The 26605-nt window shown below is 68.9% G+C and carries 22 protein-coding genes; 2 read left to right on the forward strand and 20 right to left on the reverse strand.

What is annotated here, in order from left to right:
* Positions 1-42 precede the first annotated feature (42 nt).
* The 8 genes from ACQ1W9_RS12905 to ACQ1W9_RS12940 all read right to left on the reverse strand — a co-directional run bounded on the left by ACQ1W9_RS12905 (position 43) and on the right by ACQ1W9_RS12940 (position 8738).
* Positions 43-1689, reverse strand: a complete 1647-nt coding sequence (locus tag ACQ1W9_RS12905; RefSeq protein ID WP_431023738.1) for a methyl-accepting chemotaxis protein — start codon at positions 1687-1689, stop codon at positions 43-45.
* A gap of 48 nt (positions 1690-1737) precedes the next feature.
* Positions 1738-2160 (reverse strand): arsenate reductase ArsC, encoded by a 423-nt coding sequence (locus tag ACQ1W9_RS12910; RefSeq protein WP_431023739.1) that lies wholly within the window; start codon positions 2158-2160, stop codon positions 1738-1740.
* Positions 2161-2296: 136 nt separating this feature from the next.
* Positions 2297-3133, reverse strand: a complete 837-nt coding sequence (gene pstB, locus ACQ1W9_RS12915; RefSeq protein ID WP_346063245.1) for a phosphate ABC transporter ATP-binding protein PstB — start codon at positions 3131-3133, stop codon at positions 2297-2299.
* Positions 3134-3167: 34 nt separating this feature from the next.
* Entirely contained in the window at positions 3168-4334 is a 1167-nt protein-coding gene (pstA, locus tag ACQ1W9_RS12920; RefSeq protein ID WP_431023740.1) for a phosphate ABC transporter permease PstA, read from the reverse strand.
* A gap of 19 nt (positions 4335-4353) precedes the next feature.
* The gene (gene pstC / locus ACQ1W9_RS12925; protein ID WP_431023741.1) at positions 4354-5610 is read right to left on the reverse strand and encodes a phosphate ABC transporter permease subunit PstC; all 1257 of its coding nucleotides are present in this window, start codon (positions 5608-5610) and stop codon (positions 4354-4356) included.
* Positions 5611-5713: 103 nt separating this feature from the next.
* Complete coding sequence (locus ACQ1W9_RS12930) at positions 5714-6739, reverse strand: substrate-binding domain-containing protein (RefSeq protein WP_431023742.1); 1026 nt, start codon at positions 6737-6739, stop codon at positions 5714-5716.
* A 93-nt stretch (positions 6740-6832) separates the two neighbouring features.
* Positions 6833-7561, reverse strand: coding sequence for a TSUP family transporter (locus ACQ1W9_RS12935; RefSeq protein WP_431023743.1), 729 nt, complete (start codon positions 7559-7561; stop codon positions 6833-6835).
* Positions 7554-8738 (reverse strand): Bcr/CflA family multidrug efflux MFS transporter, encoded by a 1185-nt coding sequence (locus ACQ1W9_RS12940; RefSeq protein ID WP_431023744.1) that lies wholly within the window; start codon positions 8736-8738, stop codon positions 7554-7556. The genes ACQ1W9_RS12935 and ACQ1W9_RS12940 overlap by 8 nt, the downstream gene beginning before the upstream one ends.
* A 130-nt stretch (positions 8739-8868) precedes the next feature.
* On the opposite strand from ACQ1W9_RS12940, the gene tal reads away from it, so the two are divergent.
* The gene (tal, locus tag ACQ1W9_RS12945) at positions 8869-9807 is read left to right on the forward strand and encodes a transaldolase (protein ID WP_431023745.1); all 939 of its coding nucleotides are present in this window, start codon (positions 8869-8871) and stop codon (positions 9805-9807) included.
* Between the two features lie 74 nt (positions 9808-9881).
* Here tal and ACQ1W9_RS12950 read toward each other — a convergent pair whose 3' ends face one another.
* The 9 genes from ACQ1W9_RS12950 to ACQ1W9_RS12990 all read right to left on the reverse strand — a co-directional run bounded on the left by ACQ1W9_RS12950 (position 9882) and on the right by ACQ1W9_RS12990 (position 22540).
* A complete protein-coding gene (locus ACQ1W9_RS12950) occupies positions 9882-10385 on the reverse strand; it encodes an STAS domain-containing protein (RefSeq protein WP_146804094.1) in 504 nt (167 codons plus the stop codon).
* Complete coding sequence (locus ACQ1W9_RS12955) at positions 10372-11565, reverse strand: PP2C family protein-serine/threonine phosphatase (protein ID WP_431023746.1); 1194 nt, start codon at positions 11563-11565, stop codon at positions 10372-10374. The genes ACQ1W9_RS12950 and ACQ1W9_RS12955 overlap by 14 nt, the downstream gene beginning before the upstream one ends.
* Positions 11566-11577: 12 nt before the next feature.
* Complete coding sequence (locus tag ACQ1W9_RS12960) at positions 11578-12363, reverse strand: MlaA family lipoprotein (RefSeq protein ID WP_431023747.1); 786 nt, start codon at positions 12361-12363, stop codon at positions 11578-11580.
* A gap of 28 nt (positions 12364-12391) precedes the next feature.
* Positions 12392-13513, reverse strand: coding sequence for a beta-ketoacyl-ACP synthase III (locus ACQ1W9_RS12965; protein WP_431023748.1), 1122 nt, complete (start codon positions 13511-13513; stop codon positions 12392-12394).
* Between the two features lie 45 nt (positions 13514-13558).
* Positions 13559-17569 (reverse strand): ATP-dependent RNA helicase HrpA, encoded by a 4011-nt coding sequence (hrpA, locus tag ACQ1W9_RS12970; protein WP_431023749.1) that lies wholly within the window; start codon positions 17567-17569, stop codon positions 13559-13561.
* Between the two features lie 102 nt (positions 17570-17671).
* The gene (locus ACQ1W9_RS12975; RefSeq protein WP_431023750.1) at positions 17672-19342 is read right to left on the reverse strand and encodes an AMP-binding protein; all 1671 of its coding nucleotides are present in this window, start codon (positions 19340-19342) and stop codon (positions 17672-17674) included.
* A gap of 188 nt (positions 19343-19530) precedes the next feature.
* Complete coding sequence (locus tag ACQ1W9_RS12980; RefSeq protein ID WP_431023751.1) at positions 19531-20322, reverse strand: class II glutamine amidotransferase; 792 nt, start codon at positions 20320-20322, stop codon at positions 19531-19533.
* Positions 20315-22105 carry a vWA domain-containing protein gene (locus ACQ1W9_RS12985; RefSeq protein WP_431023752.1) on the reverse strand — a complete coding sequence of 597 codons (1791 nt, stop codon included), beginning with the start codon at positions 22103-22105 and terminating at the stop codon, positions 20315-20317. Before ACQ1W9_RS12985 ends, ACQ1W9_RS12980 begins: the two co-directional genes overlap by 8 nt.
* 18 nt (positions 22106-22123) lie before the next feature.
* Positions 22124-22540: a hypothetical protein gene (locus tag ACQ1W9_RS12990; RefSeq protein WP_431023753.1), complete on the reverse strand. Its 417-nt coding sequence runs from the start codon at positions 22538-22540 to the stop codon at positions 22124-22126.
* 72 nt (positions 22541-22612) lie between these two features.
* Between ACQ1W9_RS12990 and ACQ1W9_RS12995 the strand changes: the two genes are divergently transcribed.
* Positions 22613-24706, forward strand: coding sequence for a S9 family peptidase (locus tag ACQ1W9_RS12995; protein ID WP_431023754.1), 2094 nt, complete (start codon positions 22613-22615; stop codon positions 24704-24706).
* 7 nt (positions 24707-24713) lie between these two features.
* Here ACQ1W9_RS12995 and ACQ1W9_RS13000 read toward each other — a convergent pair whose 3' ends face one another.
* Genes ACQ1W9_RS13000 through rnd form a run of 3 tightly spaced genes read right to left on the reverse strand, consistent with a single transcriptional unit; the run spans position 24714 to position 26601 of the window.
* Positions 24714-25160: a YcgN family cysteine cluster protein gene (locus tag ACQ1W9_RS13000; protein WP_431023755.1), complete on the reverse strand. Its 447-nt coding sequence runs from the start codon at positions 25158-25160 to the stop codon at positions 24714-24716.
* 17 nt (positions 25161-25177) lie between these two features.
* A complete protein-coding gene (locus ACQ1W9_RS13005) occupies positions 25178-25474 on the reverse strand; it encodes a YcgL domain-containing protein (RefSeq protein WP_431023756.1) in 297 nt (98 codons plus the stop codon).
* On the reverse strand, positions 25471-26601 hold the full coding sequence (rnd, locus tag ACQ1W9_RS13010) for a ribonuclease D (protein ID WP_431023757.1): 1131 nt from the start codon (positions 26599-26601) through the stop codon (positions 25471-25473). Before rnd ends, ACQ1W9_RS13005 begins: the two co-directional genes overlap by 4 nt.
* Positions 26602-26605: the final 4 nt, after the last annotated feature.

The following is a 26605-nucleotide window of genomic DNA, read 5'->3' on the forward strand; positions in this document are numbered from 1 at the left end:
CCCCAAAGATATATGGACAATAGCATATATGGCTGGCGTTATTTAATGCGCGAGGGCCGGTAACCGTGTCGCTTCATCCTGCGTCACCGCCAGGGCCTCCCAGTCGGGGGCCGCGTCGTCCCCGACCGGGTCGGCATCGAGGCGGAAGCCCCGGGCGTAGGCCTGCATGCCTTCGGCCTCGCCCTCCAGGCGCTGGGCGCCGTCGGCGGCCCGCTCCACCAGGCGGGCGCTGTCCCGGGTCGCCGCCTGCATCTGCGCCATGGCGCCGTTGACCTCGTCGATGCCCGCCTGCTGCTCCCGGGAGGCATCGTGGATACGCGCCATCAGCGCATTCACCCGCTCGATGGCGAGGATGATCTCGCGGGTGTGCTCCACCGCCTCCCGGGAGAGTTCGCCGCCCGCCGCCACGCTCTGCCGGGAGGCCTCGATGCGCCCACGGATCTCCTTGGCGGCGTGGTCGCTGCGCGAGGCCAGCTCGCGCACCTCCTTGGCCACCACCGCGAAACCGCGCCCCTGGTCGCCGGCCCGGGCCGCCTCCACCGAGGCATTCAGGGCCAGGATATTGGTCTGGAAGGCGATGCTCTCGATCAGCGCGACCATGCCGGCGATCTCCTCGGCGTGGGACTGGATCGTCTCCATGGTATCGGCGAAGCGGGTGATCACCGCCTCGCCCTCCCTGGCCCGCCGGGTGGCGCCCTCGGCGGAGCGTCCCACCTCGTCGGCGGTGGTCACGTTGCCGGCCACGGCGTGGGTCAGCTGGGCCAGGTGGTCGGCGGTCTGGGCCTGGGCCGCGCCCTGCTGCTGGGTCTGGGCGGCCAGGGCGGCATTGTCCTCGGCCATGCGGCGGCTGGCCTCGTGGACGCCCTCGCTACCCCGGCGCAGGTGAATCACCGTCTCGGTGAGGGAGGCCTGCATGGTGGCCAGCTCGGCGAACAGCTGGCCGATCTCGTTGCGCCCGCGGGCCTCGATGGGCGCCGAGAGGTCCCCCTCGGCGATGCGCCGGAAGTGCCCCACCACCTCGCGCAGCGGGCGAATCACGTTGCGGGTCACGCCCCACAGCACCAGGCCGATCAGCAGCGCCGCCGCCGCCAGGGTGGCCAGCAGGCTGACGCCGAGCCAGTCGGCCAGGCGCCGGAACTGGGCGGCCAGGGCCCGGCCCTCGCCGACGGAGGCGGCGAAGAAGTCGTCGGCCTCCGCCATAAAGGCCTGGCTGCTCTCGGTGACCCGGGACTGGCCGGAGCGGTAGCCGCCATGGTCGCCGTCCTGGAGCAGCATCAGCTGCAGGCTCAGGTTATTGTCCACCAGCGACTGGTAGCGCTGACTCAGGGCCTCGATGGCCGCCTGCTGGCTGGCCGCGGGGGGCACCGCCCGGAAGCGTTCGAAGGCCGCCTCGGCGGACCCCAGCAGGGCCTCGGCCCGCTCGATGGCCGGCCCCGGCCGCTCGAAGGCCGGGGTGCGCAGCAGCTCGGCGGCGCGATCCATCTCGATGCGCGCCCGCAGCACGTCGATATAGGCGCGATTGAGGGCCTGGGCCTGCTCCACGTTGAGGCGATTGAGGGTACCGAAGGCCTCGCGGCCGGTCTGGTTGGAGAACAGGCCGAGCAGGCTGGCGCCGAGGATCAGGATGGCGAAGGCGGCCAGGACCAGCGACCAGCTGACCCTGACCGTCATGTTTTCGAAGCGAAGCATGGGCTCTCCGGAGCGGGAAATCGACACTACATTAGTAACAGCGAATTATTACGGTCGGGTGTCATGGCGCCGGCTGGCCAACCAGAGGTCGAGCCGCCGGCGGATCTCCTGCAGGGCCTGGGCATAGGCATCGGGGCGGTCGATCAGGCGCGGGTCGCGGATATCCCAGTAGAGGCGCTCGTCGGCGCTGCCGCGCCAGTCGCGACAGGCCTGCCGGGCCTTGTCGCAGAGCACGATCACCGCATCGAAGTGTTCCCCGGCGAAGTCGTCGAGGGACTGGCTGGCCAGGCCCTGGGTGGCGATGCCCTGGGCCTCGAGGGCCGCCAGGGTCAGTTCATGGGGGCGGTCCGGCGCGCTGCCGGCGCTGAAGGCCGCATAGGCGTCGCCGGCCAGATGGCGCAGCAGCGCCTCGCCCATCAAGGAGCGGGCGGAATTGGCTTGGCAGAGGAAGAGCACGCGGCGGCGGGTCATGGAGAGGCTCCGTTATACATGTGGAAAACCATATATAGCGCCCTCTTATGACAGCCCCATGACGGCGCACCGGACACGACGACGGGGAGGCCGCTTGGCCTCCCCGTCATCGTTTTCGATGCCCCTAGCGTCCCGCTTAGCCGTAACGGCCGGTGATATAGTCCTCGGCCTTCTTGGTGGCCGGGTTGGAGAACATCGTCTTGGTGTCGTTGTACTCGACGATCTCGCCCAGGTGGAAGAAGGCGGTGTAATCCGCCACCCGCGCCGCCTGCTGCATGTTGTGGGTCACGGTGACGATGGTGAACTGCTGCTTGAGCTTGTCCATCAGGTCTTCGATGGTGGCGGTGGAGATGGGGTCCAGCGCCGAGGTGGGCTCGTCCATCAGGATGACATCGGGCTGCACGGCGATGGCCCGGGCGATGCACAGGCGCTGCTGCTGGCCCCCGGAGAGCGAGGTGCCCGGCTCGTGGAGCTTGTCCTTGACCTCGTTCCACAGGCCGGCATCGCGCAGCGCCTTCTCCACCAGCTCGTCCTGCTCCGCCTTGCGGCTCACCAGGTCGTGCATGCGCGGCGCATAGGCGATGTTCTCGTAGATCGACTTGGGGAAGGGGTTGGGCTTCTGGAAGACCATGCCCACCCGGCGACGCAGGGCCACCTCGTCCATCCTGGTGGCGTTGACGTCGCGCCCGTCCATCTCCACCAGGCCCTCGATGCGCACGCTGGGGATCAGGTCGTTCATGCGGTTGAGGCAGCGCAGGAAGGTCGACTTGCCGCAGCCGGAGGGACCGATCAGGGCGGTGACGTTCTTCTCGAAGAGGTCAATATTGAGGTTCTTGAGCGCCTGGGTCTGGCCATACCAGAGGTTGAGGTCGCGGACCCGGATGCTCAGGTCATGGCAGGCCTGATCGTTGCGGGTATGCGGCTGCCCCACCTGGGGAGCGGTACCGGCGGTATGACGGGGAGCGGCTTGCATATTCATGGAGAGTGTCCTCTGTAACGCGCCGGGCTTACCAGCGACGCTCGAATTTCTTGCGCAGTACCACGGCGGTGGCATTGAGGAAGATCAGGATCGCCAGCAGCACCAGGATGCCCCCGGCGGTCTTCTCGACGAAGGCCTTGTCGGGTTCCCCCGCCCAGGTGAAGATCTGCGCCGGCAGCACGGTGGCGGCCTCGGTAAAGGTAGCACTGACATCGGGGATAAAGGCCACCATGCCGACGATGATCAGCGGCGCGGTCTCGCCCATGGCCTGGGCCAGGCCGATGATCGACCCGGTCATGATGCCGGGCATGGCCAGCGGCAGCACATGGTCGCGCACCACCTGCCAGCGCGAGCAGCCGACGCCGAAGGCGGCATGGCGGATGGAATCCGGCACGCTGCGCAGCGCCGTGCGGGTGGCGATGATGATCACCGGCAGGGTCATCAGCGCCAGCGTCATGCCGCCCACCAGGGGCGAGGAGCGCGGTACGCCGAAGAAGCTGATAAAGATCGCCAGCCCCAGCAGGCCGAAGAGGATCGAGGGTATCGCCGCCAGGTTGTTGATATTGATCTCGATGATCTGGGTCAAGCGGTTGTCCGGGGCGAACTCCTCGAGATAGACCGCGGTCATCACGCCGATGGGGAAGGCGATGGCCAGGGTCACCAGCAGGGTCATCACCGTACCCAGGGCCGCGGCGAGGATCCCCGAGGCCTCGGCCATCTTGGAGTCGCCGCTGGTAAAGAAGGTGGTGTTGAACTTCAGCGCCACGTTGCCTTCTTCCGCCAGCCGGTCGACGGTGGCCTGCTGCGCCGCGTTGAGGCGATGCGTGTGCCCCTTGAGGTACTGATCCACCTGGGCATTGGCCAGCACCCAGCGGGTCTCGGTGGTACCCAGCAGCTCGGGATCGTCGCGCAGCATGCCGGGAATCAGCCGCTCGAAGGTGCGGCTCACCAGCCGCGACACCTCGGGATCCAGGGCCGCGCGCCCCATGCGGGTGGCGTCCTCGTTGTAATCGATCTCCACGCGGACCTGCGCCTGCTGGAAGGCCGGTAGCCCCTTGCCCAGCATATCGGCGAAGAACAGCACCAGGAACAGGCCGGCCAGCCCCAGGGCCCCCATGGAGAGCCACTTCAGCCGCGTCGACTTGCGGTGGCGGCGCTTGAGCTGGGCGCTGATCTCGTCGAAGGATTGACTCATCTCGCTAGATCCTCGGGGGTTAGAGGTTATTGACGCGGTACTTCTCGCGGAAGCGACGGATCATCAGCACCGACACCAGGTTGAGCGTCAGGGTCACCGCGAAGAGCACCAGCCCCAGGGCGAAGGCGGAGAGGGTCTCGGCGCTCTCGAACTCCAGGTCCCCGGTCAGCGCCGCGACGATGCGCACCGTCACCGTGGTCATGTCCTCCAACGGGTTGGCGGTGAGGTTGGGGCGCATGCCGGCGGCCATCACCACGATCATGGTCTCGCCCAGCGCCCGGGAGACCGCCAGCAGGGAGGCGGAGATGATCCCCGGCAGGGCCGCGGGAATCACCACATCGCGAATCGTCTCGCCCTTGGTCATGCCCAGCGCCAGCGAGCCCTGACGCATGCTGTCGGGCACCGAGTTGATGACGTCGTCGGAGAGCGAGGAGATAAAGGGGATGATCATGATGCCCATCACCACCCCCGGCGCCACGGCGTTGTTGAAGGAGGCGTCCAGGCCGAAGAAGCCCGCCAGGTTGACGATCAGCGGCGCCACCGTGATGGCGGCGAAGAAGCCGTAGACCACGGTGGGAATGCCGGCCAGGACCTCCAGGGTCGGCTTGGCCAGGGTGCGCACCCGCTTGGGGGCGAACTCCGCCATATAGATGGCCGCCAGCAGGCCCACGGGAATCGCCACCAGCATGGCGATGGCGGTGATCATGAAGGTGCCGGCGAACAGCGGCACCGAGCCGAACTGGGCCGCGCTGGCGCCCTCCTCGGCACGGCCGGCGGCGGCCAGGAAGCTGGCCCCCGGGTTCCACACCGTGCCGGTGATAAAGTCCCAGAAGCTGTGCATCTGGAAGAAGCGCAGCGCCTCGAAGATGATCGAGAAGAGGATGCCGAAGGTGGTGAAGATGGAGATCAGCGCCGCCCCCACCAGGATCCAGCGGATCACCCGCTCGATGGCCTGGCGGGCATGGAAGTCCGGCTTCACCTGGCGGACCCCCACGGCCAGGCCCAGCGCGGCCACGGCCAGGCTGCCGGCGAGCAGGTAGAGGGGCGGAATCTCGGCGCCCAGCAACAGCATCAGGAAGGCGCTCAGCCCTCCCACCAGGATGGCCGGGCCGGCGGTGGTCAGCACCGCGAACCAGGCATATTGGTCGGGCTGGGCGAACATGGCCGTGCCGCCGGCGCGTACCCGCGCGGCCTTGGCACGCCCCAGGAAGAAGGCCATCAGACCCAGCAGCAGCAGCACGCCGCTGAACAGTGCTAGGAGTTGATCGGTCTGCATAGGGTTCTCTCGATGACGAATGAGACGGCGGGCGGCGCCGCAACGTGCGACGGCCGGCAGCCTGGGCTGCCGGCCGGGTCAGGCGTCCTTGCCCGATGCCGCCTTAGAGGTCGGCGAGCTGCAGGGTGCCACGCTGGGCGACGCGCTCGCGGGCCAGCTCGCGCTCGGCCTCGGGCAGCGGGATCAGGCCGATATCGGTCAGGTAGCCACCCTCGCCGATCATGGTCTCGGAGACGAACATGTCGACGTACTCATACAGCGGTGTCACTTCCTCGGCGTGCTGGTTCTTGACGTAGAAGAACAGCGAGCGGGCGATCGGATAGTCGCCGGCGCTGATCGCCTCGGGGGTCGGCTCGACGCCCTCGATGCTGCTGGCGACCAGGCTGTTGGCGTTCTCGACCAGGAAGGAGTAGCCGAAGATGCCGAAGGAATCGGTGTCCTCGGTAAGGCGCTGGACGATCAGGTTGTCGTTCTCGCCGGCATCGATATAGGCGCCATCGGCGCGAATCTCGGTGTAGGCCTCGCCGCCGTAGGCCTCCAGTTCCTCGGAGGCGGCTTCCATCACCAGCTCCTCGAAGGCGTCGCGGGTGCCGGAGGTGCTGGGCGGCCCGTAGACGGAGATCTCGCGATCCGGCAGGGAAGCGTCGATATCGCTCCACTTGGCGTAGGGGTTATCCACCAGCTCGCCATCCACCGGCACCTGGGCGGCCACCGCCAGGAACAGCTGCTCCAGGGTCAGCTCCATGCCCTCGTTGCTGCTGGACTGGGCGAAGACGATGCCGTCGGAGCCGATCTTCACCTCGGTGACGTCGGTCACGCCGTTCTCGGCGCAGCGCTCCAGCTCGCTGGACTTGATGCGGCGCGAGGCGTTGGAGATATCCGGGGTGCCCTCGCCCACGCCGTTACAGAACAGGCGGATACCGCCGCCGGAACCGGTGGACTCGATGACCGGGGTCGGGTAGCTGGTCACCGCACCGAACTCCTCGGTGACGTAGCTGGCGAAGGGATAGACGGTGCTCGACCCCACGATGCGGATCTGGTCGCGGGCCTGGGCCACGCCGGCCACACCCATCACGGCGGCGGCGATCACCGTGGTCTTGAAAACGCGGCTCTTGAGGATACGGTTCATGCGAGTCACTCCTGTCGGTCGAAGAGGTTCTGCCTTGACGTGGAGACACTCTGCCCGACGAAAATGACAGCTTCGTGACAGGGATGAGATCGTCTAGAAGAGCAGCACCAGGGCCGCCAGGGTGCAGACGGTGAGGGAGCCATACTGGATGGCGCGGGCATCCAGGCGCGGCGCCAGCCAGGCCCCCAGCAGGTGGCCGACGAGGATCGCCGGCAGGAAACTGAGCGCCAGCTGCAGGTGCCAGACGCCGACCCGCCCCGCCAGGGCCAGCAGCGCCAGGGTCAGGCTGGCGGTGACGATAAAGTAGGCGGCCAGGTTGCCGCGCAGGCGATCCGGCGGCAGGCCGTGCAGCAGCAGCGCCAGGGGCGGGCCGCCGATGGCCGCCACGGTGCCGAAGATCCCCGACACCACCCCGGCGCCGAACAGGCTGGCGCGATTGACCGGCAGCCGGAAGCGCCCCAGGGTGATCGCCACGGCGCTCAGCACGATCAGCGCGATCACCTTCTCCAGTACCACCAGGGGCGCGGCCACCAGCAGCCACAGGCCCAGGGCATTGCCCGGCAGGCGCCCCACCAGGGCCATGCCGATGGCGTCCAGGCGGATCTCCCGGTAATAGCGGCGCACCATCATCAGCGACACCAGCAGGCCGAAGATCACCAGGATCACCGGCACCAGCCGCGGCTCCAGCATCAGCAGCAGCGGCGCCCCCACCACCGCCAGGCCGAAGCCGGTGATGCGCTGCACCAGGGCCCCCAGCATCAGCACCAGGGCGCAGGCGCCCCAGGTGGCGGGCGTCATCTCCAGCCAAAGCCCCTCAGCCATGGGTCGGTCGTGGCGCCAGCAGGCGCAGGCCCAGGTTGCCGATCAGGGTCGCCCCCAGCATGGTCAGCACCATGGGCCAGAGGCTGTCGATCTCGAAGCCCCCCACCAGGACCCCGGCCAGGGCGCCGCAACTGAACTGGATGCTGCCCTGCAGGGCGGTGGCGGTGGCACTCATCTGCGGGAAATTGTCCAGCAGCGAGGTAATGGCATTGGGGGCCACCAGGCCGATGGTGCCGGCGAACAGCATGACCAGCGGCACCACCAGCCACAGCGACTCCAGGCCGCTGGCCATCATCGCCACCAGCCCCAGGCCGGCGCTCAACTGGATGGCGAGTCCCAGACGCAGGTTCTGCTGGGGCGTATAGCGGCGCAGCAGGCGCATATTGAGGCGATTGGAGGCCAGCATGGTCACCACATTGGCGCCGAACAGCAGCGGATAGAGAGACGGCGAGACGCCGAAGTGCTGCAGATAGACGAAGGGCGAGGCGGTGATAAAGGCGAACAGGCCGGCGAAGGTCATGGCCGCGGCGCAGATATAGCCCAGGCTCTCGCGGTGGGTCAGCACGCTGGCGTAGTTGCCCAGCATCTGGCGCGGCGAGGCGGCCGGCCAGTCGCGGCTGCGGGTCTCCGGCAGTTTGGTGCCCAGTAGCCACAGCAGGAAGGCGGCATAGGCGGCCAGGAAGACGAAGATCAGCCACCAGTCGCCCAGGTGCAGCAGGCCGCTGCCCACCACCGGCGCCGCGAGCGGTGCCAGCAGCATGATCATGGCCATGGTGGACATCACCTTGGCCGCCTCGCGACCGCTGAAGCAGTCGCGCACGATGGCCGCCGAGTTGACCACCGTGGCCCCGCCACCCAGGGCCTGGACGAAGCGCCAGGCGAGCAGCGTGGATAGCGATTCCACCTGGGTAATGGCCAGGCTGGCCAGCAGGAAGACCACCAGGCCCCCCAGCAGCACCGGACGACGTCCGAGGCGATCCGAGAGCGGGCCGAACAGCAACTGGCCCAGGGCGAAACCGGCCAGGAAGACACTCAGGGAGAGCTCGGTACGGTGGATACTGGCGCCGATGGACTCGGCAAGGGCGCCCATGGCGGGCAGGTAGGCATCGATGGCGAAGGGCGCCAGGGCGGTGTTGGCGGCCACCAGCAGCGCCAGGCGGCGAGGGTCGAGAGTCAAGCAGGCCTCCAGGGGAAAAGGTAGGTTGCTAATTATACCCGCGATTCCACCAAGCGCCCAGCCCGGCTAGGCGCCTACCCAAGCGGCTGATAGAGTAAGAAAAACGCCCCTCGGAACCCAGGACACCCCTATGGCCCAAGACAAGTTGACCCAACTCAAGGCGATGACCACCGTGGTCGCCGACACCGGCGACCTGGAGGCCATTCGCCGCTTCCTGCCCCAGGACGCCACCACCAACCCCTCGCTGATCCTGCAGGCGGCCCAACAGGCCGAGCGCCGGGCGCGGCTGGCCGAGATCGCCCGCCACTGCACCGATATCGATGACGCCCTGGACACCGTGGCGGTGGAGATCGGCAGCGAGATCGCCGCCCTGGTCCCCGGCTATGTCTCCACCGAGGTCAGCGCCCGCCTCTCCTTCGATACCCAGGCCACCCTGGATCGCGCCCGGCACCTGATCGACCGCTACGAACGGCATGGCGTGGGCCGCGAGCGCATCCTGATCAAGGTCGCCGCCACCTGGGAGGGCATCCGCGCCGCCCAGCAGCTGGAGCGCGAGGGCATCCATACCAACCTCACCCTGCTGTTCAGCTTCGCCCAGGCCCAGGCCTGTGCCGACGCCGGCGTCACCCTGATCTCCCCCTTCGTGGGGCGCATCCTCGACTGGCACAAGGCCCAGCAACCGGAGGCCGATTTCTCCGGCGACAATGACCCGGGCGTGCAGTCGGTGCGGCGCATCTACGAGCACTACAAGGGCCAGGGCTACAAGACCGTCGTCATGGGGGCCAGCTTCCGCAACCAGGGCGAGATCGAGGCCCTGGCCGGCTGCGACAAGCTGACCATCTCCCCGGCCCTGCTCGAACAGTTGGCCGCGGATGCGGGCCCCCTGCCCCGCCGCCTGGCGCCGGTGGACGATGCCGAAGCCTCGGCGGGGGAACCCCTGGACGAGATCGAATTCCGCTGGGCCCTCAACGAAGACGCCATGGCCACCGAGAAGCTCGCCGAAGGGATCCGCAAGTTCATGGCCGACCAGCGCAAGCTGGAGGATCTGCTGGCCGAACTGCGCCGCTAAGCGCGTTGCGGACCGTAAACGCAACGCCCCGGCCATGGCCGGGGCGTTTGCTTGTGTTGGGAAGCTAGGCCGCCTCAGTGTTCCTGGGGCTGCTGGGACTCGAGGAGCTCCACCAGGGGCTGGAACTGCTCGCGATTATGCTCGTTCATGCGCATCAGGATGCGGTGGGCCTCGAGGATACGCTGCTGCATGGCCGCCTCGTCCGCCTCCACCAGCGGCAGGTCATCGAGCTGGGCCGGTTCGGTCAACGGCGCCTCCACCAGGTTGAAGTAGTGGGCGAAGCCCATGACGTCGAGCATGCGCCGCACGTCGGGATGATCGGCGACGATGGTCGGCGGCTGCTCGAGGCGCCCCTTCACCGCCATGGCCACCTTGGCCAGGAAGCCCAGCGCCGTGGAGTCCACGTTGCTGGCCTCGCGCAGGTCGATCATCACCGCGGTAAGCCCCGGCATCTCGGCCAGGCGCTGCACCTGATTGTCCAGGGTCGCGCACAGCGTCAGGCGCACGTCCCCGCACAGTTTGAGCACGAAGACGCCGGACTCGAAGGCCGCCTTCAATCGCCCCTCATGCATTATCATGGTCGAAACCGCTCAAGGTCATGATGGTCAGGTCATCGGGTAAGTCATCGTGGCCCGGGGCGTCCTGAACCAGGCCATCGTCGTCGGCCCCGATCTCCCCCAGGGCCAGGCGGCGGCGCAGGGCCGCGACGCCATCGCAGGCCAGGGCCAGGCGCTCGAGTTCCTTGAGCCGTACCGCCAGGGTCTCTCCTTTTAGACACTCCAATACGCCATCGGAGCAGAGCCACAGCCGGAAGTTCGCCGGCAGCTCGCACACCAGGCTGGGATAGGCCACCTGAGGGAAGAGCCCCACCGGCATGCCCTCCCCCGCCAGGGGGTGGACCTCGCCGTGGGCCTCCAGCAGCGGCATCGGCAGCTGGGCCCCCAGCGAATAGTACAGCCGATGGGCCGCGTGGTCGATGACCCCCACGAAGAGGGTGGCATGCTTGCCGATGCCGGTATCCAGCAGCTCCCGGTTGAGGGCATCGAGCCACTCGGCCGGCAAGGACTCGGGGGCCTCGCCGTCCCACTCGGTCAGCCAGCGGTTGCACAGGTACTTGAGCAGCACGGTGACGAAGGCCGAGGAGGCGCCATGCCCCGAGACGTCGGCGAAGTAGAAGACGCTGTAGCGTTCATCGAAGCGCTGAAAATCGAGGAAGTCCCCGGAGAGATAGAGCGACGGCGCCAGCCAGTAATCGCAGCACACGCCGTTGACCGTCAGCGGCCGGGGCGGCAGCAGCTTGCGCTGGATATGCCCCCCCGCCTGCTGATCCAGGCGCAGCAGCGCCAGGTGGGTCTCGAGGCTCTCGTTGAGCTCCGCCAGGCGCTGGCGGTCCTGGGCATGCTCCCGGGCCAGCTCGTGATTCTCGAGCACCTTGGCGATCATCAGCCGCAGCAGCTCGGCATGCTTCAGGGGGCGCACGATATAGTCCACGGTGCCCGCCGCCACCGCCGCCAGCAGGTCGCTGTCGAGGCGTGACTCGCTGACCACCAGGGTCGGCAGGGTCGCCGAGAGCGCGGCCCACTGATGGCTGGGCACCGCCCGCACATGGGCCACCACCAGGGCGGTCTCCTCGGGCAGGTCCTCGAGGCGCTCCGCCGCGGCCACCGCGAAGGGCCCCTTGGCGATCGCCTCGGCCAGGGCATCACGATCCTGCCCCGGCCGATCCAGCACGCCGATCAGGCGTCGTTGACTGACCATAAGCGTCCTGCCTTAGTCGGCCTCGTCGCCGAAGTCGAAGTCCGCGTCATCGAAGTCGAACTCCTCGCCGGCGAAGGGGTCGTCGCCCAGCTCACCATCGCTGACCTCGAAGCGACGCCGCTGCAGGTAGGCGTCGCGAATGAAGCTGTAGCGATCCCCCTGGATCAGCGCCTCCTGGTCCAGCAGGCCGGCACGCTTGTCGACCAGGTTCAGGGCGGTGAGGAAGAGTTCCAGCTCGAAGTCATCGAGCTGGTGGGTGGGGTAAGTGACCCAGTCCACCGGCAGGCCGGCGGTATCGCGAACGGTACTGGGCCCGAACAGGGGAAGCATCAGGTAGGGGCCTTCCCCCAGGCCCCAGACCGCCAGGGTCTGACCGAAGTCCTCCTTGTCGGCGACGATGCCCATGTCGCTGGCCACATCCACCAGGCCCAGCATGCCCACCGTGGAGTTGAGCACGAAGCGGCCGGTGGCGATACCGGCATTGGCGGGCTTGGCCTGCAGCAGGCTGTTGAGGACGGTGCGCAGCTCCCCCAGGTTGGCGAAGAAGTTGCCGACCCCCAGCTGCACAGGCTCCGGAGCCACGGTGTCATAGGCCACCGCCGCCGGACGCAGCAGGGCCCGGTCCAGCGCATCATTGAAGGCGTAGACGCCGCGGTTGAAGCCCTCCCAGGGATCGTCCGGATGGCGATCTTCCACCGCGACGCGCCCGGCGCAGCCGGCCAGCAGCATGGTCGCCATCACCACCAGCGCCCAGCGGCCCAGCGGCCCTCCCGTGTCCCGCCACCCCTTGCCATTCATCGATTTCCCCTCCGACACCACACTCATTTTATGCCTTACGCAGGATTACGCTGCCGGCACTGTACCCGGCGCCGAAGGAGCACACCACCCCCAGGGCCCCGGAAGGCAGATCGTCCCGGTGCAGATGGAAGGCGATGATCGAGCCCGCCGAGCTGGTGTTGGCGTAGCGGTCAAGGATCACCGGCGCCTGTTCCGGCGTGGGATCCCGGCCCAGCACCTTGCGGGCGATCAGGTCATTCATGTGCCGGTTGGCCTGGTGCAGCCAGAGTCGCGACAGGTCGTCGCCGGCCAGTTCCAGGCTCGCCAGGTGATCAGTGATCAGCGCCGCCACCATCGGGCAGACCTCCTTGAAGACCCGCCGCCCCTCCTGGACGAAGAGCTTGTCCAGGGCCTGGGGGTCGCTGTCGGTGACCCGATTGAGGAAGCCGGCGTTATTGCGGATGGCATTGGAGAAGCGGGTGGTCAGGCGGGTGCCGAGGATCTCGAAGGCGCCGGGGGCCCTGGCCACCTCGTCGGCCTCCACCACCAGGGCGGTACAGGCGTCGCCGAAGATGAAGTGGCTGTCCCGGTCGCGGAAATTGAGGTGCGCCGAGCAGATCTCCGGGTTGACCACCAGGGCGCGGCGGATGCTGCCGGCGCGGATGGCGTTGCTGGCCAGCTCCAGGGCGAAGGTGGCCGAGGAGCAGGCCACGTTCATGTCGAAGGCGTGGCCGCCGGCGCCGAGCGCCGCCTGGAGCTCCACCGCCACCGCCGGATAGGGGCGCTCCAGGTTGGAGCAAGCGACGATCACCAGCTCGATCTCGTCCGCCGCCACGCCGGCCCGCTCCAGGGCCTGGGTGGCCGCGGCCAGGCCCATCTCGGCCTGAATGGACAGCTCGTCGTTACCGCGTCGGGGCAGCCGGGGGCGCATCCGCGCCGGGTCGAGGATGCCCTCGGCATCCAGCACATAGCGGCTGTGGATGCCCGAGGCCTTGACGATAAAGTCGCTGCTGGAGTGCGCCAGGGGCTCGCGCTCCCCCGCCGCGATGGCCTCGGCGTGGCGGGCATTCTCCGTATCCACCCAGGCATTGAAGGCCGCCACCAGGGCGTCATTGTCGATGGCATGAGCCGGGGTAAAGAGGCCCGAACCGGAAATTACCGCTGTCGTCATCTTGCTCTCCTGTGCCGGCCGCCCGCGGCGCCCGGCCATCCTTGATCAGCCGCGCTCGATCAGCTCCGCCCAGCGTTTCTCCAGCCGCTTGGCGGAGACCGGCATCCGGGTGCCGAGTTGCTGGGCGAACAGCGACACGCGCAGCTCCTCGATCCACCAGCCGAACTCCACCAGGCGGGGATCCTCGCGTCCGGCGCGGCGGTTCGCCGCCTGGCACTCCGCCAGCCGCGTCTCGAAAGCGTGCACTTCCTGCATCAGCATCTGGTCGCGCATGCGCTCCCGGGGCGCCTTCTCCAGGCGAATGGCGGCGGCCTCCATATAGCGCGGGTAGTGCTCCAGCCAGGGCCCCGCCTCGGCGATAAAGCCGGGGTGCACCAGGCGCTGCATCTGGGCCTTGATGTCACTGTATACCAGGGCCAGGGCGAAACTGAGGTTGCCTTTCAACGCCTTGGTCACTGCCAGGTGGCCGCTCAGGGCCCGCTCCAGCAGCGCCACCCTGGCCTCGCCCCGGGGCAGCAGCTCGGCGGCCTGGGCGTCGAGGCGCGCCGCGAACTCCGCCCGGGAGCGCGGCAGCGGCTCCTCGGCCATCACCTCCAGGAAGACCGCCGCCACCAGGTCATCCACCAACTGGCGCTTGCTGCCCACCTTGGCGAACAGCAGGGCGCACTTGTCGAGGCCGGGCAACCTGCCCAGCGCCTTGACCTGATCCGGCAGCTCGCGCATGGCCAGGCGCTTGATGCCGTGGCGATGCGCTTCCCGGGCCTTGTCGGGGTGCTCGAAGAGCTCCACCGCCAGGCCGCCGTCCGCCTCCGCCAGGGCCGGATAGGCCTCCACCCGGATGCCCGCCTGGGTGGTGACCCGGGACTCGGGCAGGGCCTCCTCCGGCAGCGCCTCCACCCGGGTGGCGGAGGCCCCCTGCACCGCCTCCGCCAGGGCCCGGGCGCCGGCGCTGGCGGCCTCGCTGAAGCGCGCCTTGAGGGCCTCCAGGTCGCGCCCCTGACCGAGCTCGCGGCCCTCGTGATCGACCACCCGCAGGTTGATGCGCAGGTGGGGCTCGAGCTGCGCCTCGTTCCAGTCATCGGGCGCCAGGCGCAGGCCGGTCTTGACCCGCAGGAACTCGCCGAGGGCCGCGGTCAGCGGGGTATCGTCCGGTACCAGGCGCTCCAGGGCCGCGTCCACCCAGTCGGGGATCGGCACCACCTGGCGGCGAATCGCCTTGGGCAACCCCTTGAGCAGGCCGATGCACTTCTCCCGCAACAGCCCCGGCACCAGCCAGTCGAGGCGCGCCGCCGGCAGCTGCCCCAACATGGCCGCCGGCACCGTCAGGGTCACGCCGTCATCCTCGGCACCGGGCTGGAAATGGTAGCTCAGCGGGTAGCTGACGCCGTTCAGGCTCAGCTGGTCCGGGTACTGGGCGGCGGTGACCTCTTGCGCCTCCCGGGCCATCAGCGCCGCCTTGTCGAACTTGAGGATCTCGGGATCCTCGGCCTCGGCCTGCTGCCGCCAGTGCTCGAAGCCCTTGCCGTTGACGATCTCCTCGGGCAGCCGAGCGTCATAGAAGGCGAACAGCGCCTCCTCATCGACCAGGATATCGCGCTTGCGGGCGCGATCCTCGAGCTCCTCCACCTCCTCGATCAGGGCGCGGTTATGGGCGAAGAACTCGCCGCGGGTCCTGAACTCGCCCTCCACCAGGGCACGGCGGATAAACAGCTCCCGGGCCTCGACGGGGGCGATGGGGCCATAGTGGACCTTGCGGCGGTTGACGATGGGCAGGCCGAACAGGGTCACCTGCTCGAAGGCCACCACCTGGGCGCGCTTCATCTCCCAGTGGGGCTCGCTGTAGCTGCGCTTGACCAGGTGACCGGCCAGGGGCTCGATCCACTGGGGCTCGATGCGCGCCACCTGGCGGGCGAAGAGCCGCGAGGTCTCCACCAGCTCGGCGGCCATCACCCACTTGGGGGACTTCTTGGCCAGGCCGGAGCCGGGGTGAATCATGAACTTGCGGTTGCGTGCCCCCAGGTATTCGCGGTTCTCGGTAAGTTGGCCGAGATTCGAGAGCAGCCCGGTCAGCAGGGCCTGGTGCAGGCGCTGGGCATTGGCGCGGCGCTCGCTCACCGCCGCCTCCCCCTCGCCGGTCTTGGGCCAGGGCTTGGCCGCCGGCACCGTGATCTCCATATCGCGCAGCAGCTGACGCAGCTGGCGGAAGGTATCGTGCCACTCGCGCAGGCGCAGGTAGTTGAGGAAGTGCTCGCGGCACCAGCGTCGCAGCTGGTTGCCGGAGAGCTCCTCCCGGGCGGCCTCGAAGCCCTCCCAGAGATTCAGCCAGGCGACGAAATCGGAGTCGGGATCGTCCCAGCGGCGATGGGCCTGATCGGCGGCCTGGCGCTTCTCCGCCGGGCGCTCCCGAGGGTCCTGCACCGCCAGCGCCGAGACCACGATCAACACCTCGCGCAGGCCGCCCCCCTCGGCCCCGGCCAGCACCATGCGCGCCAGGCGCGGGTCGATGGGCAGCCGTGCCAGGCGCCGTCCCAGGGCGGTCAGACGCTGGCCCTCGTCTACCGCGCCCAGCTCGAAGAGCAGCCGGAAGCCATCCTTGATAAAGCGGGGGTCCGGGGCGTCGACGAAGGGGAAGGCCTCGATCTCGCCGAGTTTCAGCGCCAGCATGGAGAGGATCACCGAGGCCAGGTTGGTGCGCTGGATCTCCGGCTCGGTAAAGGCCGGCCGGCCGAGGAAGTCCTCCTCGTCGTAGAGGCGGATGCAGACCCCCTCGGCGACCCGCCCGCAGCGCCCCTTGCGCTGGTCGGCGCTGGCCTGGCTGACCGGCTCGATGGGCAGGCGCTGCACCTTGGCCCGGTAGCTGTAGCGGCTGATGCGCACCAGGCCCGGGTCGATCACGTAGCGGATGCCCGGCACCGTCAGCGAGGTCTCGGCGACATTGGTGGAGAGCACGATGCGCCGCCCGCGGTGGGGCTGGAAGACCCGGTTCTGCTCGGCGTTGGAGAGCCGCGCATAGAGGGGCAGCACCTCGGTGTCGCGCAGCTGGGCGCGGCGCAGGGTATCGGCGGCCTCACGGATCTCGCGCTCGCCGGGCAGGAAGATCAGCACGTCCCGGGGCCCGTGGCGCCAGCCCTTCTCCCGCTCGATGGCCTCGATCTCCTCCACCGCATGGAGGATGCCCTCCTGGAGGGTGCGGTCGGCCTCGTCCTCGGCGTCGCGCACCAGGGGACGGTAGCGCACCTCCACCGGGTAGGTGCGCCCGGAGACCTCCACCACCGGGGCCGGGCGCGCCTCGCCGTTCGCTCCCGGCAGGGCGAAGTGGCGAGAGAAGCGCTCCACGTCGATGGTCGCCGAGGTGATCAGGATCTTGAGGTCGGGGCGACGCTCGGTGAGGCGCTTCAGGTAGCCGAGCAGGAAGTCGATATTGAGGCTGCGCTCGTGGGCCTCGTCGATGATGATCGCGTCATAGCGGGAGAGGTCCGGGTCGTGCTGGGTCTCCGCCAGCAGGATGCCGTCGGTCATCAGCTTGATCAGGGTGGCGTCGCTGGTCTGGTCGGTGAAGCGCACCTGGTAGCCCACCTGCTCGCCCAGGGGGGTCGCCAGCTCCTCGGCCAGGCGGGTGGCCACCGAGCGGGCCGCCAGTCGCCGCGGCTGGGTGTGACCGATCAGGCCGCGCCGGCCGAGGCCCAGCTCCAGGCACAGCTTGGGCAACTGGGTGGTCTTGCCGGAGCCGGTCTCGCCGGCCACCACCACCACCTGGTGGTCGCGCAGCGCCTCGAGGATCGATTCCCGGTGCTCCACCACCGGCAGCTCGGCGGGGTAGTCGAGGTGCACCGGACGCCCCCGGCGCTCGGCCAGGATCGCCTCGGAGGCGGCCAGGCGCTTCTCCAGGCCATCCAGCCCGCGATCGATGGGCTTGCCTTCCCGGGCGCGGCGGCGCAGCCCGGCGAGGCGGCGTCGCAGTTCGGGAAGGTCGCGCAGCAGGCAGTGATCGAGCCGGGCGCCGAGGGCGTCCAGGCGAGCCAGGTCGGCGGTGGGTCGGGAGGTGGTGGTACTCAAGGCGTCCTCATCGGCGGCTAGCTATAGAGACTGCCCGCCCCGGATTGCCGGGGCGGGCAGTCATTGTAGCGCCGCCGGGCGGCGGCGCCTAACCGGGCTCGGTCAGGCGGCACTCTTGTCGCCATCGCGCAGCTCGCGGCGCAATACCTTGCCCACCGGGGTCTTGGGCAGTTCGTCACGGAACTCCACCGTCTTGGGCACCTTGTAGCCGGTGAGCTCCTTCTTGCACCAGGCACGCAGGGTCTCGGCGTCCAGGTCGGGATTCTTGCTGACCACGAACAGCTTGACCGCCTCGCCGGTATTGTCGTCGGGGACCCCCACCGCGGCCACCTCGACCACGTCTGGGTGACTGGCCACCACGTCCTCCACCTCGTTGGGATAGACGTTGAACCCGGAGACCACGATCATGTCCTTCTTGCGATCGACGATCTTCACGTAGCCGTCCTCCTGGAGGACGGCGATATCGCCGGTGCCGATCCAGCCATCCTCGCCGAGCGCCTCGGCGGTCTCCTCGGGCAGATTCCAGTAGCCCTTCATCACCTGGGGCCCCTGGACGCAGAGCTCGCCGGGCTCGCCGAAGGGCAGCACCTGCCCCTCGGCATCCACCACCTTGACCCGGGTCCCCGCCACCGGCTTGCCGATGGTGCCGAGCTGGATGGCATCCACCGGGTTGAAGGTGACGATGGGCGAGGTCTCGGTCATGCCATAGCCCTCCGCCACCGGGCAGCCGGTGACCTGCTCCCAGCGCTCGGCGGCGGCGTGGGTCAGGGCCATGCCCCCGGAGATGGTCAGCTTGAGCCGGGAGAAATCCAGGGCCTTGAAGTCGTCCCGGTTACAGAGGGCATTGAAGAGGGTGTTGAGGCCGATAAAGGCGGTGAACGGCATGCCCTTGAGGGTCTTGACGAAGCCCTCCAGGTCGCGGGGATTGGGAATCAGCACCGAATGATTGCCGGTCTCCACCAGGAAGAGGCAGTTCACCGTGAAGGTGTAGATATGGTAGACGGGCAGCGGCGCGATCACCGTCTCGCAGCCCTCGCCGAGGCCGGCGCCGATGGCAGCCTGGGCCTGGAGCATATTGGCCACCAGGTTGCGGTGAGTCAGCATGGCGCCCTTGGCGCGACCGGTGGTGCCGCCGGTGTACTGCAGCACCGCCAGGTCTTCCAGGCTCAGTTCCACGTCCCGAGCCTGATGGCCGGCCCCCTTGGCCAGCGCCTGGCGGAAGGGAATCGCCGTGGGCAGGGAATACTTGGGCACCAGCTTCTTGACGTACTTGACCACGGCATTGATCAGTAGCCGCTTGGGGAAGCCGTGCAGGTCGCCGAGCTCGGTGACCAGCACCTTCTGGATATCGGTCTGGTCGAGGATCTTCTCGAGCTTGTCGGCCATATTGGCCAGGATCAGGATCGCCTTGGCCCCGGAGTCCTTGAACTGGTGGGTCATTTCCCGCTCGGTATAGAGGGGGTTGGTATTGACCACCACCAGGCCGGCGCGCATGGCCCCGAACATGGCCACCGGGAACTGCAGCACATTGGGCAGCTGGATGGCGATACGATCCCCCGGCTCGAGATCGGTCTCGTGCTGGATCCAGGCGGCGAAGTCCCGAGACAGCTTGTCGAGCTCGCCATAGGTCAGCACCTGCCCCATGCAGGAGAAGGCCGGCTTGTCGGCGAACCGCTTCACCGAGGTACGGAACACATCCATGACCGAACGGTACTCATCGAGGCCTTGCAGTTCCGGACCACTCAGCATCGCGGCAGTCGTTGGCTCACTCATGGCGAATCTCCAGGGTTGCCGTCGGCTCATGGGCCGACGCTTGTTATTGGCACCGACCTACCTTATACCAGGGCCGAGGCGGATGTAAAACGAGCGATTGAAACTGTCGTTAGACATCGAAATGCCTCGTCTTCCCGCCTCCCGACTCTCTTCCCAGACTACGGTTGACTGGCCAGTTCGCAAGTGGCTCAACTAACGCCGTCACTCATGAAGCGCGCCTGGATCTCGCCATCCCGCCACACCAGCAGCTCGCCGGGAGCCATGCGCACCCAGGCCTCGTTATGGGTCAGGGGCTCGGTGGCCAGCACCGAGACCACATCATCGGAGGTGGTGTGCTCGATGAAATCGACGCACAGCTCGGCATCCGCGAGGGTCGCCTCGCCGAAGGGGGCGCGGCGGGTGATATGGGCCAGCTTGGTGGAGCAGTAGGCGTAGAGGTGCTGGCCGTCGGCGAGCAGCAGGTTGAAGACGCCGAGGCCACGCAGCCGCTCGCAGAGCCCGTGCAGCGCCTGCCACATGGCCCGGGGGTCGTCGGGGGGCTCGGGGAAGCGGCGGCGCAGCTCACCGAGCAGGAAACAGAAGGCGTGCTCGCTGTCGGTCCCGCCCACCGGGCGATAGAAGCTCAGCGGCAGGGCCTGCCAGTCGGCCAGCTGGCCGTTATGGGCATAGCACCACTGGCGCCCCCAGAGCTCCCGGGTAAAGGGGTGGGTATTGGCCAGGCAGATCTGCCCCACATTGGCCTGGCGGATATGACTGATCACGATATGCGACTTGATCGGGTAGTCGCGGATCAACCGGGCGATCGGCGACTCCACCGAAGGGTGGGGGTCACGGAAGTCCCGGTAGCCTCCCGCCTCGTAGAAGGCGATGCCCCAGCCATCGCGATGGGGGCCGGTACCGCCGCCACGGTGCAGGAAGCCGGTGAAGCTGAAACAGATATCGGTGGGCACATTGGCACTCATGCCCAAAAGTTCACACATGCGGCTCCTCCCTCGGCCGTCGGCGGGCCCGGCGGCGCGCGCCGCTCGCGGCCACGACGATCACCAGCAGGAACAGCAGGGCGACCAGCGCCCCCCAGAGACGCGGATCGTCATGGTAGCGCCGCCAGCCCTGCTCCACGGCCTGGGGCAGGTCGCGCAGCCGCGCCTCGAGGCGCTCGGCGGTGGTGCGTGGGGCGGGCGATGCTTCTGCCGCCCCCTCGTCCTCCTCGAGGGACTCGCCGGCCAGGGCCTCGGAAGGCTCGAGCGCCTCCAGGGCCAGGCGCGCCTCCGGGTTGAGCAGCAGCCGCGGCAGATCGAGGCGCAGGGTCTCGCCCTGCCAGTCGACCTCGGCCCGCATCAGCAGCGGCACGCTGGCCTCGCTGTCCAGGGGCGGTAGCGGGATCCGCCACTGCCCCGGCTCACCGGGCTCGACCGCGAGGGCCTCACCCAGCAGGAAGGCCTCGATCCGGGTGTTGGCGTGATCGAGGTCGGGATGGCGGGCGACGAGTTCGGCCCGATCGCCACGATCCTGGGCCTCGATGGCGGGCAGCACATTCACCGCCTGGACCCGCTGGCGACGCACGCCGTCGCGGCTGGCCTCCAGCACCAGCCGCGCGTTGCCGGCCAGCTCGGCACCGGGCAGGCGACCGACGAAGGCGGCGCCCTCGGGGTGCAGCTCGGTGGCCGCCAGCGCCTCGCCCCCGAGCCCCTGCAGGCGGGCCCGCAGCCGCCAAGTCGCGGCCTCCTCGGCGGACAACCGCTGCCCCTGGTGCACCAACCAGGCCTCCAGGGGTTGGGGAAAACCGGTATAGAGGGTCGCCGGCAGGGGCGCATGGCGCAGCACCGGATCGGCGTCCAGATGCAAGCGGCTGGCCGCTTCCAGTTCCCCCTCGATACGCCATTCACCGGGGAGAGGGTCCTGGATGCGCACCAGGTCGAAGTGGGACTCGGCCAGCCATTCCAGGCCCTCCCCCGCCGCCTCGGCGTCATGACGCCCCCCCTCGGGGTCGACGATCACCAGGACCTCGCCGGGGTCACGCAGCAGTAGCGCCGAGATCCCCTCGACGCCCTCATCCACCAGGAAGCGCCCCTCCTCCAGGGGCAGCTGATCCACCGGGAAGAGGCGTTCGAGGATATCCAGGAAGGCCTGCAGCAGGCCATCGGCGCTTTCGACCTGGGCCACCAGGCCGCCGCCGACCTGGGCCAGGCGCTCGGCCAGGGCCAGGTCGGCCTCGGCGGAGAAGGCGATGGTATGCAGGGTCACCCCGGCGTCGGCAAGCGCAGGGGCGAGTTCGTCCAGCAGCCGCTGCCGCGAGACGGCGTCGCGCCGTGCCTTGCTGCCCACCGCCGGCGCCGGCAGGTCCACCATGCCATCGGTGAACAGCACCAGTTGGCGGGGGCCATTGGCCGAGGCCTCGGCGGCATCCCGAATGGCCGCCTCGATATCGGTGTACTGCTGGTATTCCCCTAGGCGCGGGCGCAGCGCCAGGGCCTGATCCCGCCAGTCGGCATCCACTTCGGCCACCGGCAGGGCCTCGCTCGCCTGTTCGCCAAACAACCAGAGCCCGGCCCGAGCCCCCCTGGGCATCAAGGCCGCCAGCAGCGCCAGGGCGCTGGCGCTGAGCCGCTCGGGATCGTTATGGCGCATGCTCCCGGACACATCGAAGAGCACCCGCACATCCGCCGCCCCGGGCTCCCTCTCCGGCACCGGCTCCGGCGCCTGGGCGGCCAGCCCCAGGGACCAGCAGAGTGCCGCCACACCGACCACCCAGATCCCACGCATCCCTTCTCCTCGTTTGATTCAGCCGATCTTCGGCTCCTGGCGCCGGGGCGCCGCCGGCTCGGGAACCTCTTCCCCGGGCGTCTCGACCATGGCGTCACGGCGCCCCAGTCGCCATAGCAGCACCCCGACGACCGCCCCCAGGGCCACCCCCACGCTCAGCATCATCAGGGCCCCCACCAGGGTGCCCCCCTCCCCCTGCAGGAAGGCGACGGCGGCCACCATGATCGCCGGGGCCACCCCGGTGTGCAGCTCCTCTTCCAGCAGCGGCAGGGAGAAACGCGCCGGCATCCAGATGATCCCCGCCACCACGGCGGTGATCACCAGCCGCGGCAGCCGCGGCAAAAAGCGAATTCCCAGGTAGCCAGTCACCAGCACCACCAGCGACAATAGGACATAGACCAGCCACAGCAGTGGCATCGAGTCGGAAATCAACATCTACTCTCTCCCGGGGCGTGCCCCTGTGGCACGCCATCTTTGGTGATCAGCGACTATGGTACACCGCCCCCTATGAAAGCACAGCCGTCCGCGCCCCCCGTCGTCCGTTTCCGGCGCCCCGAGGATCCCCACTGGCACTGGCTCGAGGATCGCGAGGCCCCGGAGGTGCGCGCCTTCCTGGAGGCCGTCAATGCCGAGTGTGCGACCTGGTTCACGCCCCTGGAGCCCCTGGCGGAGTCGCTCTATCGGGGGCACCTGGCGCGCCGCGAACTGGCCGTGACCGGCCTGGCCACGCCCCTGGATCACTTCACCTACTGGAGCGAGACCGCCGCCGAGGCGGACTACCCGCGCTGGTGGCGCCACCCTAATGGCGACCCCGATGCCAAGGCCTGCTTCCTGGACCTGGAGGCCCGCGCCGAGCCCCACGACTTCCTGGAGCTGGGCGACATGGCCCTCTCCCCGGACGAGACCTGGCTGGCCTGGAGCGAAGACACCAGCGGTGACGAGCGCTTCACCCTTTACCTCCAGCGTCTGCCGGAGGGCGAGCCCGTCCCCCTGCTGGAGGAGATCGGCCCCGAGCTGAGCTGGGCCGAGGACGGCCAGACCCTGCTGTTCACCCGCTATGATGCCACCCAGCGTCCCGACAGCATCTGGCGGCTACGCCTCGATCTCGTCGGCCCGACGCCGGCCATCGCCGAGGAGGCCCTGGTCCTGCGGGAGGAGGATCCGGAGTTCTGGCTGGGCCTGGGCAAGACCCGCTCCCGGGCCTGGCTGGTGCTGGAGAGCGCCTCCAAGGACACCAGCGAGTGCCATCTGATTCCGGCGGCCGCCCCCGCCACGCCACCGCGCTGCTTCCGCCCCCGGGAGAGCGGCGTGGAGTATGCCCTGGAGCACCGCCCCGGCAGCTTCTATGTACTGCATAACCGCCAGGCGACCCACTTCTGCCTGGACCAGGTGGCGGAGCGCGAGGCCCTCGGCGGTGGCGCATCCTGGACGTCCCTGGTGGCCCACCGGGACGACCATACCCTGGAAGGGGTGGACGCCTTCGACTGGGGGCTGGTGATTACCGAACGGCACCACGACCAGGCCCAGGTGCGGCTGCGCGTCCTCGATCTGGCCGCCGACGGGGGCGTGCACGACGACCGCGTCCTGCCGCTGGAGGAGCTGCCCTCCAGCCTGATGCTGGGGGACATGCCCCACTTCGACAGCCGCCGGCTGCGCCTGCGGGAAGAGTCCTTCACCCGGCCGGTACGCTGGCTGGAGCACGACCTGGAGAGCGGCGAGCGGCGCCTGCTCAAGGAACAGCCCATTCACGGCGACCTGCGCCCCGAACAGCTCGCCTGCCGGCGCCTGTGGGCCGAAGGCCACGACGGCGAGCGCATCCCGGTCTCGGTGGTGGCCCGAGCCGACCGGCTGGACCAGAGGCCCCTGCCCACCCTGCTCTACGGCTATGGCGCCTACGGCGAGGTGCTGGATCCGTGGTTCTCGGTGGCCCGCCTGGAGCTGCTGGCCCGGGGCGTGGCCTTCGCCGTGGCCCATGTGCGCGGCGGCGGCGACCGCGGCGAGCCCTGGTACCTGGCCGGCAAGCTCGAACACAAGGAGAACAGTTTCCGCGACTTCCTGGCGGCCCGGGACGCCCTGGTGGCCCAGGGCATCGGCGAGGCGGGACGCATCGCCGCCTATGGCGCCAGTGCCGGCGGCCTGCTGGTGGGGGCCAGCCTCAACCTGGCGCCGGAGGCCTTCTGCGCGGCGGTGCTGGACGTGCCCTTCGTCGACGTGCTGCGCACCATGGAGAACCCGGACCTGCCGCTGACCACCGCCGAGTACACCGAGTGGGGCAACCCGGACGAGCCGGACGCCCGACGCCGTATCCGCGACTACTCGCCCCTGGATAACCTGGAGGATCGTCCCTATCCGGCGCTCTTCCTGCAGGGCAGCTGGCACGATACCCGGGTCCCCTACTGGGAGCCCGCCAAGCTCTATGCCCGCCTGAGCGAACAGGTCCTGGCCCGCGGCGAGACGCCGACCCGGGGGCCCCGCCCGACCCTCTTGCGCAGCGACCTGAGCGCCGGGCACGGCGGCGCCTCGGGGCGTTTCAAGGCGTGGCGGGATAACGCCCGTCAGGACGCCTTTATTCTCTGGGCGCTGGGGCTGGCGGAAGCTTAGGCTTTGCCTAGTCGATGGGCAGGACGGCGATAATATGGTCCTCGAGGTGCTCCTCGGGGACCTCCCGCTGGGAGACGGCGAAGCTCGACACATCGATGCCCTTGCGGCGCAGGCGCCGGTCGTCGCCGGCGTTGAGGGGATGCCAGGCGGCCAGCTTGCGCCCCTCATAGAGACGCCGGTAGGCACAGGAGTGGGGCAGCCAGCGAAACTGCTCGACCCGCTCCAGGGTCAGCCGGGTGCAGCCCGGCACCCGGGCGAAGCGGTTGGCATAGTCACTGCAGCGGCAACTGGGGATATCCAGCAGCTCGCAGGCCACGTTGAGCACCGCCACCTGGCCGGTGTCGGCATCCTCCAGCTTGAGCAGGCAGCACTGGCCGCAGCCGTCGCAGAGCGCCTCCCACTCCTCGCCGGTCAGCTCATGCAGGGGATAGCGCTCCCAGAAGCGTTCACGCATGGTCGCCTCGTTGCCGCTCAGTAGCGGGCCTCGGTGGGGGCCCGGTAGAGATCGAGCATATATTCCTCCCGGGCCGGCGGCAGTTGGAAGTAGTAGCCCTTGTCGCGGATGGCCGCCATCACGTCGGCGGCCTTGGCGCGGGCCAGGAGCTTGTCCTCGGTGAGGATCAGGGTCAACGCCGCCTGGGGCTTGCCGAAGCGCTCGAGTAGCGCCTCAGGCACCTCGGCCAGGCCGCGGCGCTTGTCCACATAGAGGTACATTTCCTCACGGCGCGGGCTCTTGTAGATCTCGCACAGGATCTTGTCATCGGTCATGAAGTGACTACCTCGTCGAGGGCATGGGTCAGGGCGGCGGCGAGGCGTTCACCCCGCCAGCCCCCGGGCAGCGGCAGCGCGCCGCCGTTCAGGTGAGCGGTGACCAGGGCCTCCAGGTCACGGCGGCGCAGCAGTAGCTCCGGTGCCACCCCCAGGGCCTCGGCCTCGGCATTGACCACCCGCTTGAGGGCCTTGAGACGCTTCTTGAAGGGCGGGCTGACGGGCACCGGCAGGGCCGCGGGCAACTCGGCCTCGTCGCAGTGTTTGGCTTCCTTGACCAGGGCCAGCAACTGGTCGCCGTCGCGCTTGATCTGCCCCGGCTTGAGTCCCTCCACCCGGGCCAGCTCATGGCGGTTCTCCGGCATCCCCTCGGCGATGGCGAAGAGCAGCTTGTCGTTGACCAGCCAGCCGCGGGGCAGGTTACGGCGCCGGGCCTCTCCCTCGCGCCAGATGGTCAGGCGACGATAGGCCTCGATCTGCCGCGGCGCCAGCTTCCACAGCTGGCGCTGACGCAGGTACCACTGGGCGTCATTATCGCCGTTGCGCCCGGCCTGGGCCAACAGGGTGTCGCACTCCGCCTCGAGCCAGGCCAGGCGGCCGGCGGCCTCCAGGGCGGCCCGCTGGTGCTGCCATACCACCAGCAGATACACCACATCCAGGGCGGCATAGCTCAGTTGGGTCTCGGAGAGGGGGCGCACCAGCCAGTCGGAGCGGGTCTCGTCCTTGGGCAGATTCTCATCGAGCCAGTGGGCCACCAGGCGCTGGTAGCCCATGGCGGGATCCTCCCCCAGCAGCGCCTGGGCCACCTGGGTATCCACCAGCGGCGATACCAGCACCCCGGCCCAGGTGGCCAACACTTCCAGGTCTTCGCTGCTGGCATGCAGCAGCTTGGTCGGCCCCGCGCCGAGCAACCGCTTGAGCGCCGGGGTGGCGGCCACGGCCTGGGGGTCGATCAGGTAGACCGCCCCGCCGGCATAGAGCTGCACCAGGGCCGGCACCGGATAGAAGCTCGACTCGCGAAAGAACTCGGTGTCCAGCGCCAGGGTCTCGGCCTGGGCCAGGTCGGCGCAGGCGGCATCGAGGGCCTCGGGGGTAGCGATCCAGCGAATCTCGGGGTCAAGGGACATCTTG

The organism is Halomonas sp. H5 (assembly GCF_050613175.1).
Classification (GTDB): domain Bacteria; phylum Pseudomonadota; class Gammaproteobacteria; order Pseudomonadales; family Halomonadaceae; genus Bisbaumannia; species Bisbaumannia salifodinae.